Here is a 13,418-nt window from a genome sequence, read left to right as displayed (position 1 = left end):
GTTCGCCTGATCGATCAGGGACTTCAGGAACTCTTTGTCCACCTCATTCTCCATGACCGACACAATCGCATACATCACATCTTCATACGCCGCATCGATATCCTCCTGGGTCGCTTCGGCGTCTTCAATCACGAGGTTTGCAGCTGCAATCGCCTCTTCCAGGGCTGCCTTCGACTCGTCGGTGAGATCCAGAGTCTCATCCTCCAGCAGCGCATTCGCCAGATCAACGGCCAGTTTCAGCGCACTCTTGTCCGGCGCATAGGTCAGGCCGTCGCGCGCCATGACCAGATCGAGGTATGCGCTCAATACATCCTCCTGGGTCGCCGCGTCGTTCTCAACCACGTCTTTCGCAGCAGTCAGCGCTTCCTCGAACGCCGCCCAGCTTTCCGCTGTGAAGCGCTCTTCCTCATACACGCCGTCAACCGCCGCGATCAGCGCTTCCAGGTAGCTCTTATCCACGTCGGACGGGACATCGCCGCCCTCGACCGCCGCGATCAGCGCGTCGCGCGCCGCTTCGACCTCTTCGAGGGAACCGCCGTCCTTGTTGAGTTCGTTCTGGAGGGTCGCGATGGCCTTTTGCAATCTCGCGTACTGCCCGGCCGTGCAGTCCTCTTCCTTGATCGCCAATGCAGTTTGCAGGATGCCGAGATCGACGGAGGTATCCACCGCGATCACACGGCCCTCATTGCCCACCGCGCAGTAGTAGTGATAGACCACGCCATTCTTCTTCACCACGCAGGGCTTATGGGCATAGGTGGAGTTGTAACCGTCGTCACGGTCGGTCAACGGCAGATATGCCTTCTGCCAATGGTAGAGGTCTGTGGATACCGCAAAGGAATCGATGATGCCGTACGGCGTACCGGTGAAGTAGAACATCACCCAGTAATCGCCGATCTTCACCACATCCGCATCCGCGCACTGGCTGGCGCCCCACACTTCGCCGCTCGGGGATTTGTCGCCTTTCAGCAGCGGATTGGTCTCCATGCGCGTCCAGTTGATCAGATCATCGGATGTTGCGCCGCACATCACTTCAGTGGCGCCAGCATTGTAGAAGCCGTAGTATTTTTGAGTCTCGTCGTCCCAAAGGGCCTGCATCTTCCAGATGATTCCGCCTTCGTAATCCTCAACGGCGGGCAGAATCGGGTCGGGGTAACGCGTCCATTGGGCCACGCTGCCATCCTCATTAAAGATTTTATCTGTGAAGGCCACGCCCTCGAGCTTCTTACCCGCCTCATAACCCGGCGTATCCGAAGCAAGATAGGTCATCGCGTAACGGCCGTCCTTCATGACGTGCGGAGTCGGAACCTCGCCCCACTCGTGGTCACGCACGATGTAACCCGCCGCGTTGAACTCGTCCCATGCGCCCTCGGCGCCGTTGTCCAGAATCAGGCCAATCTTCTCCCAGTTGAGCATATCCTTGCTGCGGGCGAGGCCGGTGCGGTAACCCGTGCCGTCGTGGCCCACAAAGGTCATATAGACATATTCGTTGTCACCGGGCATTCTGAACACGTTGGCGTTGTCCACCAGAGCGGAATCAAAAGCGCCCTCGACGCCGGAGTAGCGCAGCACAACGCCGTACGAATACGGGGTCTTAACCTGCTCATACAGATCGTTGATCACGCTGCTCGGAATGCGCTTCGTCAGCGTGTATGCCTTCACTTCGCTGAAGTCTTCCTTGAGCGAAAGGCTCAGCTTCACCTCGCCGATGCCCAATTCAGCCGCATCCACGGAGAACGAAACGCCGGTTTCGCCCGCAGGGATTCCCACCGAACCGTCGACCGCTTTCCCCTCGGCGTCTTCCGCCTTGTAATACAGGGTGCGCGCCTCCTGGGCAGCCTCTACAGTGACCGAAACAGGAATTTGGCCGTCGTCGGGCACGATGTTGTCCACCTTGGCGCTGAAGCCGTAGAGCATGTTGGGCTTGCCCCAGACGCGCATCTCAGTCGCGCCGACCGATTTTCCATCCTGCGGTTCCAGCTTCACGCGGATCTGCGAAGTGGAAACTACATCCTTCAGGATGAATTTGTAGTGAACAACCTTGTTGTAAGAAGTCTCGCCGGTGTAGGGCTCGCTGGACGTGCTCGCGTCTGCGGGCCGCCAATTCTCGCCGTCCCAGTACTGCACTTCCACCGATTTCGGGGTGGGAACGCCGCCGCCATCGTTGAATGCGAACCATTCCACCATGTAAACGTCCTGCTCACTCTCGAACTTGACGCCTGCGTACTCGGTGCCGGTGTGGTTGTAGTTGGTCCAGCGGTTGCGCGGACCGTCGTCGTGAGGCTGGCCCTCGCCGCCGGAGACGATCCCGTCGTTCAACTGCTGCAGATTATCCCCGCCGTTGGTGTAACCCGCAAACGCCTCGGGGTAGCCCGATCCGTTCTCGTTGAGCGCCAAGTTGGTCAGCTCATCCATCGGGACATAGGGAGAACCGAAAATCTTCATCTCGGTGACGCCCACCGACTTATTCTCGCCCGCAGGCTCCAAAGCCAGACGGATGGCGTCGGTAGCAACCGCATCGAAGGTGATGCCGAACAGTTTGACCTTTCCGTCTTCATCATAAATGACGGATTTTGTCTCGGCGTTGGCCACCGGCTGCCAGTTGCCCTCTGCGTCGCGGTACTCCACCGCCACCGATTTGGGCGCTGGGACGTCGGAGCCGTCGTTGAACGCATAGAGGTTGACCACCTCGACCGTTTTCTTGGCGCCGAACTCCGAACCGATATACTCGGTCTTGCCCACGTTCTGGCCCCAGTTGGTCCAGCGGTTGCGCGGGCCCTCATCGTGGTTGCCGCCTTCCTTGCCGGAAATGATGCCGTCCACCATGTAGGAGGGGAACTCGCTGCCGTTGGTGTGGCCGGCGAACACCTTCGGATACTCCGAGCCGTCGGTATTGAGCGCCAAGTTATCCAGGCCCACGGGTTCGTCGATGACGACCTTGCAGTCGTCGTAAGCAGCAGTCAGCTCGGCGAGCGCCGCTTCGATCGCTTCGAGCGAGCCGCCGTCCTTGTAGAGCTCGGCCTGCACCGCGGCGATCTTGGTTTGCAGGTTCTGGTACAGCGCTTCGGAGCAGCTTCCGGGTTCGAGCTCCTGCGCCTTGCGCAGCACCGACAGGTCGATGGAGGTATCCACCGCGATCAGGCGGCCTGCGCTGCCAACTGCATTATAATAATGATAAACCACGCCGTTTTTCTTCACCACGCAGGGCTTGTGCGCATAGGTGGAGCTGTAGCTGCCGTTGCGGGTGAGCAGCGGTATGTAGGATTTTTGCCAGTGGATGAGATCTTGCGACACCGCGAAGGAGTCGATGATGCCGCCCGGCGAGCTGGTGAAATAGAACATCACCCAGTAATCGCCGATCTTCACCACGTCCGCGTCCGCGTTGTGGCTCGCGCCCCACGCCGCACCATCCGGGGCGGAATCAACCGTCAGCAGCGGGTTGGTGTCCATGCGCTTCCAGTTGATGAGGTCGTCGGACACAGCGCCGCACATGACCTCCGGGCCGGTGGCTGCGTTGTAGAAGCCATAGTATTTCTGGGTCTCATCGTCCCAGATCGCCTGGAGCTTCCAGATGGTGCCCTTTTCATAGGGATAGGCGCCGTCGTGCGCATCCAGCACCGGGTCGGGGTGGCGGGTCCACTGGGCCACGCTGCCGTCGTCGTTAAAAATCTTGTCGGAGAACGCGACGCCCGCGCGCTTGATGCCCGCCTCGTAGCCCGCGGTATCGGACGCGAGATAGGTCATGGCATAACGGCCGTCCTTCATGATATGCGGAGTGGGAATTTCGCCCCACTTATGGTCGCGCACGATGTAGCCGGCCGCATTGAACTCATCCCATGCGCCAGGTTCGCCGTTTTCGAGAATCTTGCCGATCTTCTCCCAATTGACCATATCCTCGCTGCGGGCGAGGCCGGTGCGGTAACCGGTGCCGTCGTGGCCCACGTAGGTCATATAGACGTACTCATCGTCGCCGGGGATGGTGAACACGTTGGGGTTGTCGATCAGGTCGCTGTCGAAGTCGCCCTTGACGCCCGAGAAGCTGAGCACGATGCCGTACTCATACGGGGTTTTGACCTCCTCGTACAGCTCCTCAAACACGCTGTCGGGGATGCGTTTGACAAAGGTGTACTCCTTGGACTCGCTGTAGTCGCTCAGGAACGAAGCCTTGACGGCGATGTCGCCGGTCACCAGCTTGTCCAGATTGAGCTCGAAGGCAACTTCGGTCTGGTTCGCCGGGATGGCGACCGTCTGCTCGTCCTCGTTGCCCTGGGAATCTGTCAGCTTAAAGTACATGGTGCGCTCCTCCGCAGAGGCCTCCGCCTCCACGGTGCCGGGCATCACGCCTTCGTTTGCCGCAGCGCCCATTTTGACGTTAAAGCCGTAGAGGATGCGCGGCACGCCCCACACCTGCAGCTCAGAGCCCGCGAGGCACATATTGTCCTGCGGCTCCAGCACCATGCGCACCTGCGAGGTGGTGACCGCGTCAAAGGTCAGGGTATACTGCTGGATGCGGCCCTGATAACAGTCGGTTGTGTACTCGCCCTCGTAGGCCTTGTCGGCCACAGTGGCGTTGAGCGGCTGCCAATCCGCGCCGTCCCAATACTGGGCGGCCACTGTTTTGGGCACCGGGCAGTTCGCTGTATCGACGAAATGGTACCAATCGATGCTGTGGACCTCCTGCTCGCACTCGAAGGTGACGCCGATGTAGGCGGTCTCCCCGCGGTGGTTCCAGTTGGACCAGCGGTTGCGCGGACCTGCGTCGAGCGTGCCGCCCTCCCTGGCGGAGATAATGCCGTCCAGGATGCTCTCCAGGCTGTCGCCGGAGTTTGTATAGTTTGCAAATGCTTTCGGGTACCCCGCACCCATGTCATTGAATGCGAGGTTGACGAGTTCCGGCTCAGTTGCATATGCTGGAACTGTTGTCAAGGCGCTGAGAGAACTGAGGGACATCACAAGCGATAGTCCCCATGCGATTAGTTTTTTCAACAAATCTCCTCCTTTTCTTTCCTCTGAGATAGAACTCAGCAATTTTATTGTACCATTGGTGTCGTAGAAAGTATTTATAATTTCTTAGCAGGTTTTTGCATTTTTTTGCGATATTTAATAAAAACGCTTCACGCGCAGCTCTGTCCTGTCATCCTCCCCCTTTCTTTCCAACATCCAAATCCCCCCTTCCCAACCGTTATTTCGCCGGTATTTTCTGATGTATTTGCATTATACCATATCTTTCCTCAAAATTTAATACGATTTTTTAGCATTAGTTTATAAATTCATGATATTTCATGAAACTACATGATGTTTTTCATGAAAATTACATGATCTTACATTTTTGCCTTTGATAGCATAAAAAAGCCCGGAAATTCCTTCTGGAATTCCCGGGCTTTTCGCTTCAATGATCTATTTTATCCTTTGTGTTTCCGGTATGCAACCGCAACACCAGCGCCGCTTACCAGCACAGCCGCGAGAACCGCCGCAATCATCCAGAGGGAATCGCTGTTCGTTCCGGTCTCAGCCGCCTCGGCGGGCGCTTCCGGAGCGATCACTGCGGGCGCCTCAGATGCGGGAGCTGCCGCGCCGCCGATGGTGGACGCCACCGCCGCGCCGGCCGCGCCGCCCGTCTCCGGGTTGGCGTTGCCGTTGCCGTTGCCAGCCGCATCGCCCGCAGCCGGGGCTTTGTCGGTTGCCATCGCGATGATCTCATCGCTGGTGTAGTAGACCGCAGATGCGGTGTAACCGGTCAGCTTGCCAGCTCCATTGATCGCGTAGTCCTTGCCGCCTACGGTGACCACCAGGGTGGCATCCTTGCCCTTGAGCGCATCAATCACCGTCGCGGGCATCATCGCTCCGCTCTCGAGCGTCGCATTCACTGTGCCGCCCTTCGCTGTGTTGTTGATCTTCTCGATGATCTCGTTCCAGTAATCGCTGTCGCTTACCTTAGAAACGGAGCCGCTCGAGCTGCTCTTCTTCACCAGGTTCTTCACAGCGTCTGTCAGCTTGTCCGCCGCGCTTTTCAGCTCTTCTGCCGTTGCATTCGGATCCGCAACGACCGCCTTCGCTGCATTCAGCGCATCGGTCAGAGCCTTCCAGCTCTCTGCGGTGTAGCGGGTCTCTTCGTATTTCCCGTCGATCGCCGCGATCAGCGCCTTCAGCGCAGTCTTGTCCACATCCGAGGGCTCTTCAGGATCGATCGGGCGGCCCTCGTAGAGCGCCAGCACCTGCTCCGCGGTCAACGCGCGGTCGAACATCTTAAATTCGTCCATCGCGCCCTGGAAGATGGGATCGCTAAACTTGGATTTGCCGATCTGGTTCAGCTTGCTCATGCCGAGGTGCTCGGGACCGTAGTAGAAGTTCTCGCTGCGGCCGATCTCAACACCGTTGAGGTAGAGCACACCGGTCTGGGTCTCGGGCTCCATGGTGATCGCCACATGGGTCCACTCCCCGGTCGGGAAGGGCACGCCGGGCCGGATCGAGCGATTTTCATTGTAGACGCGCACCTCCACGCGCATATTGCCGTCGTCAGCGCGCGGGATGAAATTGATGAAGTTGGCCTGCCCCTTGCCGAAGTCGAACGCGCGCGCCCAGGTTTGGAGCTCGTCGATTTTCAACCAAGTGGAGATGGTGATATCGTACAGGTTCATCAGCAGCTCTTTGGACATGTTGGCGTACTGGCTGCCGTCAAAGCGCACGGCTTTGCCGTTCACGCCGTCCACCAGCTCCAGGTCACCCACAAAGTTCATGGCGTTGCCATAACCGGAGTTGTCCACCGCGGTCTTGCCGTCCAGCGTGTCGAAGCCGACATCGACCACCAGGCCGCTGCCCGTGGAGCCGCCGGTTTTAACGATAACAAACGGACGCAAATCCTTGCTGTTGGAGACGCCCTCCACAGCGCCGAATGTGCCGTAAATCTTATAGCGGCCGGCCTCTTCTTTGTAGTTTTCGGGGCTCCAGGTGACCGGCATCGCCTTTGTGGTGCCGTCCAACAGGATGACATCCACCGTTTCGGGCAGGTCGAGCTGCTCGAACGGGGTGCCTGCCGCCGCTTCCACCTCGGGGGAGGTGAGCTGCGCCACATCCAGTTCTTCCGGGGTGCCCCAGCGCTCGATCAGCTTATCCAGCTCGCCCTGGGTGATGGGGGTGGCGTTGCCGTGGCGCACGCCGTAAGGCATGGCGTACCCGTCGAACGGCACGCGGTGCCAGATACCGCTATCCAAGTCGTCGGTGTAGGAGAGGCCGAACATGCCCCACTCCTCGCCGGAGCCGCAGTCGGGATAATCGTAGTAGAGATACCATCTCTCGCGGCTGAAATCCTTGATGAGGAACGGGCCCTCGTTGTTGCCGTCGCCCACGCTCTCGTCGATCTCGAGACCGGAGTAGTTGGGAAGAATGGTAAAGCTGTCCGCTTCCAGGGAATCGGATTTCGCCAGCGTTACACCGTTGTGGGTGGCGTCGCCCGCCCAATAGCGGACCGGCATGTAATAGGAACCGTTATAATAGTGCATCGAGCAGTCAATATACCTGCGGCCCTGCTTGCTCAGATCCATCAGCGGGATATTGGTGAGGCCCAGCTCCTTATTGGCATCCACATCCGCTTGGGTAAAATCTGTGGTATAGGTGCCGTAGCCGCAGCTGCTGTCGCCCATGTTGGGATCGGTGAAGATAATCATATACTTCTCCTTCACCGGATCGTACACCACCTCAGGCGCCCAAGCGTTGCCCTTATCGGTGTTGACCGACAGGATGCGCTCGCCGCTGAAGCTGGTGAGGTCGCCCGCATCCCACACGTAAATGTCGTGGTTGTTCCAGCTGTGGGAGGAGAGCAGACGCAGCTTGCCGTCCTGCTGGCGGTAGGTGACCGGATCGCGCGCCAGCGAGACATCGGCGCGGTCCTGGCCGTATTCGGGGTTATCCCGGCCCTTGAGGGTGGCCGCTACAATCGTCTTGTTGTCGTTGAGCGGCACCCAGTGCATGCCGTCGTAGGAATACGCAAAGTGCACGGTGGCATAGGTGGGTTCGTCGTTGGTCATCAGCTCATCGCCGCCGAAGTAGGTGAGCAGGTAGGCGGTGTACTGTTCCATGACCATGCGCTGCGGGAACTCCTTGGTCACCGTCGCATCGCCGTACTGAATGGTCGCGGTCAGATCGACATAGGCGGCGCCCGCCCCGCTCGCCGGGCGGTTGACGGCGCCGTCGGTCGCAATCACCGCGGGATTGGAGGAGCTCCAGGTGATGGTGGAGCCCTTCTTGCCGGTGGTGGGCAGGTAGACCTTATCCACATCCACCAGGGTGACCACGCCGAGGTTGTCCTTGTCAAAGTTCACGATCTCTTCATCGGTATAATAGATCACCGTCGCGATGAAATCGCGCGAGTAGGTGACGCCGCCCTCGGATGCAGTGACGGTGAGCACCACCTCGTGCCGGCCTTTGCCGTCGGGGTTGCGGTCGCCGTTGTCGGCAATCACGTCGGGCTTGCTGGATTTCCAGGTGAAGTTCACACCGTTGATCGCAGCGGGCAGCGCGAGGTCTCCGGTCACATCGCTCAGGTCGCCCAGGTCGATGCCATCAACCGCGTCGTACAGCTTTTGGATGGTCTCGCCGTCCGCAGTCTGGTTTTCCTCAGCCATGACAAGCTGCACCTCTTCCGGTGTGAGCGCCTTGCTGTAGAGCTTGAAGTTCTCCACCAGGCCCCGGAGGTTGGGGTCGGCGAACTGCGATTTGCCGATATAATTCTGGGTGGTCTTGCCCATATCGCTGGGCGAGCTCTGGATGCTGTCGTTGCGCCCGACCTCGACCCCATTGAAATAAAGCACGTTGCTGCCCTTGGAGTAGGTGGAAACCACATGCACCCACTCGCCCTCGTAGGGGAAGCTCTGCGCGCGCACGCGGTTGAAGCTGCCCTGCGGCTTGATCTCGATATCCGCGTTGCCGTCGTTCGAGAGCATCTGGAAGCTGTAGTAGTTGTTTTGTCCGGTGCCGAAATCGAAGAAGCGGGCGTTCTTCTGAATCGTCTTGACGCGCAGCCAGCCGGAGACGGTCATCGCGTCGTAATCGGTGATGCCGTCGGGCAGCTGGATGTAGCCGCCGCCGAACATCGCCACGCCGTTTACGAGCTCAACCGCGCCGTCGATGCGGCCGTCGCGCCCGTGGCCGGAGCTGTCCTTCACTGTACCGCCGTCCGCCTCGTCAAAGTTGTAGGAGGCAATCAGGTATTTCGGATTGATGATCTCATCCGGGGTGTGGTGGTAGACCGATGCGGTGAATTCGCGGGTGAGCACCACGCCATCCAGGCTGGCCGTCACCGTCAGGGTCACATCCTCCACGCCTGCTTCAATCGGGGTGAACTTGCCGTCGTGGCCGATCACCGCGGGATTGCTGGACTGCCAGGAGAACTGCACGTTGCCCGAAGCGGCGGGCAGCGCGAGGTCAGCGGTCACGTCGTCCAGGTTTTCAATGGCGATGCCGTCGAGCGCGGCCTTGAGGGTGGCGAGCACCGTGCCGCTGCCGATCTGGTTGTTCTCCTCCTTGACCGCCGCGATCTCCTCCGCGGTGAGCACCCGGTTGTAGATGCGGAAATTCTCAATCTGTCCCTTGAAGTTGGGGTCGTAGAACGGGGCGCCCGCGTACTGCGAACGGCCGATGCTGCTGTTCGAGGTGTTGGTGAACAGGCTGGGGGTATAGGTGCAGCTGGTGTTCTCCCCCGCCTTAACGCCGTTGACATAGATGGCGTTTTGGCCGCTGCCGATGGTGACCGCCACATGCACCCACTCGCCGTAGCCGGGCACAGCCGCGTTCACCTTGCGGATCGAGCTGTCGCTGCTCTGCGGGCGGATCTCCACCAAAGCGCTCGTCTCGCTGGGGAACATCAGGTTGAAATAGATGTCCTTGACGCCGATATCGAACAGGCGGGAGTTCGCCTTGCCCGGGTCCTCGCGCTTCATCCAGACGGAGACGGTCACCCCGTCCAGTCCGGTGAAATCGAAGCCGGGCAGGGAGATGTAGCCGCCGGTGAGCTCAGCGACGCCCGCGTTGACCGCGACCTCGCCGTTTATTTTCGCGTCGTTGCCGTGGCCGGAGACATCGGCGATCACGCCGCCCTCAGCGTTCGCGAAGTCATAGGCCGCGATAGTATCCGCGTCGTCGATCGCGGTGTTGTCCGCGCCGCCCTCCGCTATAAGCTCCTTCACCTCCTCTGCACCCATGGCATAGCCGTAGATGCAGAAATCGTCTACCAGCCCCTTATAGAGCGGATCGGGCCACTGGGATTTACCGACATAGTTCTGTTCGCCGGGGGCGACGTCGGCGGGATGGTACCCGAAATTTTCGTTCCGCCCGATCTCCTTGCCGTCGATGTACAGGACTGCAACACCATTCGCGTCAATGGTCAACGCCACATGGTGCCATCTGCCGACTGAAATGATATCTTTACTGGACACAGCAACCGATTTCAGATTGTTCAGGTTGCTGCCCGTCACACCCTCCACCAGGATTTGATCGTTCCGGTGCAGGGGCACAAAATTGATGTAATTGTACTTGTTCATGCCAAAGTCAAACAACCTGGCCAGCTCAACGATTTCATCCATCTTGAACCAGGCCGCAATTGTTACGTCCTCAACGTCAGTGAGCATCTCCCTCGGAAACAAGCCGTACTGCGCGCTCCCGTCGAATCTCATGGCCTTTCCGCGAACCCCTGTGTCCAGTTCCGGCTTCTGCGCCATGGTCAGATGGTTGCCGTTACCAGAGGCATCCAACGCGGTGAGACCTTCCAACGCTTCAAAGTCTATCTTGGTAATCAGGCTATCCGCTCTGGTGTAACCGACCTTCACGGTGACCGCTACCGTCTGAAAGTCCTCCGCATTAGGAAGATTATCAGGAAGCACGAGGGTACCGATCAGCCGATAGCTGCCCTTTTGTGGCAGATATGCCTCGGTGTTCCAGCTCACCGGCAGGTCAATCTCCTTGCCGTCCTGTCTCAGCCCTGTAAGGGTGACGGGCAGATCGAGGTCGCTCACGGGCGTACCCTCCGCCACAAACATCGTCCCGGGTATCTTCACCGTTTCCAAGCCGACGCCCCATGCGGCGATCAACTTCTCGGCCTCGCCAAGGGTGATGGGGATCGCGTTGCCGTGACGCACACCATCGGGCAGACTGTACTCGTCCTCCGAAAGATGCGTCCATTCATCGCTGTCCAGATCGTCGGTATAGGAACATCCAAAAACTCCGCCGCGGGTAAAGTAATCATAATAGAGATACCAGCGCTCCTTGCTGTTGTCCTTGATGATAAAGGGTCCCTCGCAAAGATTATCGGTAATGGGGCTGCCGATTTCTTCAAAGCAGTTCGGCCCAATTTCTGTCGCTTTCGCCAGATGAATCTTGCTGTCATAAGAATTTTCGCCTTTGTAGCTCATATAATAGCTGCCATTATACTGGGTAATGGAGCAGTCAATATAAGCAAACTTTTTGCCGCTCAAATCCATCAGCGGTATGTTAGCTTCCTCAGGCAGAACATCTTCCTGCGTAAAATCAGTGGTATAGGTACCCCATCCACAGCTTGTGGTGTCCCGCATGGATGGATCGGTATAAACGATTAAATTTTTTTCCTTGACCGGATCGTACACCACTTCAGGCGCCCAGGCGTTGCCGTTTTCCATCATATTGACCCGCAGGATGCGATCCTTGGAAAAGCTCGTGAGGTCGCCCTTGTCCCACACATAGATGGACGGATTGTACCAGCTGTGCGAGGAAAGCAGCCGGAAGGAGCCGTCCTGCTCGCGATAGACCATCGGGTCGCGCGCCAGACACTCGTTCGGGCGGTCGCTTCCGTACAAGTCGGGGTTCTCCACACCCTTAACCGTCGCCGCCACAACATGCTTATTTCCATTGAGCGGAAACCAATTGAGCCCGTCGTAGCTGAGGGCGAAATGTACGTTGGCATAGGTTTCCTCGTGGTTGGTCTTCAGTTCCTCACCGCCGAAATAGGTGAGCAGATAGGCCGCGTACTCTTCCATCACCATGCGCTGCGGGAACTCCCTGGTTTCCACCGCGTCTCCGCGCCGGATGGTGGCGGTCAGGTCGACATACACAGCGCCTTCGCCGACCGCCGGACGGTTGACTGTGCCGTCGGCCGCGATCACCGCAGGATCTGAGGATATCCAGGTAATAGTGGTACCGTATTTGCCCACCGTGGGCAGGTTGATGCGTTCCGCCTCCACCAGGGTGACGACTCCCAGCGCTGCTTTCGCCTGCTGCACCGCCTCTGCGTCGTCGATAACCGCGACCACAATAGGAAACTCCTTCGTCAGCTGCACGCCGTTCAGTTCTGCGGTAACCGTCATCACCACATCATACGTTCCCGCCGCCAGGCTGGACGCCAATTTGCCTTCGTTCGAGATAAGCTCTGGATGGTCGGAAGCCCACGAGAGGGTGATATCCCCCACGGCTTCAGGCAGGACGATATCCGTCGTAAACTCAGGGCCGCCCAGATCAATCTCAGAAACAGTTTGCTCCAGAAGTTTGATCATCCCGATATGATCCATCTGGTTGTCGGCGTTCATCCGGTCTGCGATCCGGTCGGAATCCAGCACCGCGCCGTACACCTCCACGTTCTCCATGGTTCCCAGAAAGTTGGGGTCGGCATACTGCGACTTGCCCAAATAGTTCTGGGTGGAGCCCTCCAGATCCGCCGGGCGGTAATCCGTCGCCTGCGAGGCGACCTCCACACCGTCGAGGTAAATCCGGATCATTCCGTCCCCCAGTGTGATCGCTGTGTGCATCCAAGTGTCAACAGCTGCGAAGTCACCGCCAAATGCGCGCTTGACATCGCCGCCAACCGCAACCTCTGCCGCCGGCTTTTCACCGCCCCATCCGCTTCTCATCTGAAAAGAAAAATAGTTCTCCTTTCCCTTTCCAAAATCGAAAAAGCGTTCATAGAGCGCTGCTACATCCCGGTTGACCCAGCCCAGGACGGTCATTCCCTCCAAGCCGTCCATCAGGCCGTCAGGCAGCCTCAAATAACCACCTTGGAACAACGCCAACCCGCCGCCGACCGCCACGTCGCCGACAATCTTCGCGTCGTTGCCGTTGCCCGAGCGGTCGGGGATGACCCCGCCGTCAGCCTCATTGAAGTCGTAGCTCAGGATCAGCGCGTCGTCCACCGACCCGCTGAGCAGACCGGCCGCCCCGTTTCCTTCCCCTGGAAGCTGCTCCTCCAGAGGCGCGGGGTCTGCCGCCGGAGGAATGGTCAGCCCGTCGTCCGCCGCCAGCACCGGCGTCGCGAGGTTAAACAACATCGCCGCCGCCAACAATACCGACCAAATTTTTCTTTTCATGTCGTACCTCCTCTTTGTAAAATCATGCAGAAGGCGGCGGCCGCATCGCTGCAACCGCCGCCCTCCTTTCATCTTAATCGTAACTAATTGCGATCAACA

The 13,418-nt window shown here is 58.7% G+C and carries 2 protein-coding genes; both read right to left on the bottom strand.

Annotation, left to right across the window (positions count from 1 at the left end; all coding sequences use genetic code 11):
* Window positions 1-4,983 (bottom strand): hypothetical protein (locus tag H8711_RS11595; protein ID WP_249283613.1); only part of this gene is annotated, 4,983 nt, incomplete at its 3' end.
* Window positions 4,984-5,399: 416 nt separating this feature from the next.
* Complete coding sequence (locus H8711_RS11590; RefSeq protein ID WP_249283612.1) at window positions 5,400-13,319, bottom strand: LamG-like jellyroll fold domain-containing protein; 7,920 nt, start codon at window positions 13,317-13,319, stop codon at window positions 5,400-5,402.
* Window positions 13,320-13,418: the final 99 nt, after the last annotated feature.

The sequence above is a fragment of the Ligaoa zhengdingensis genome (assembly GCF_014384885.1).
Lineage (GTDB): Bacteria > Bacillota > Clostridia > Oscillospirales > Ruminococcaceae > Ligaoa > Ligaoa zhengdingensis.
Note: the sequence above shows the minus strand (reverse complement) of the source record. Positions and strands in the feature narration are given on the sequence as shown.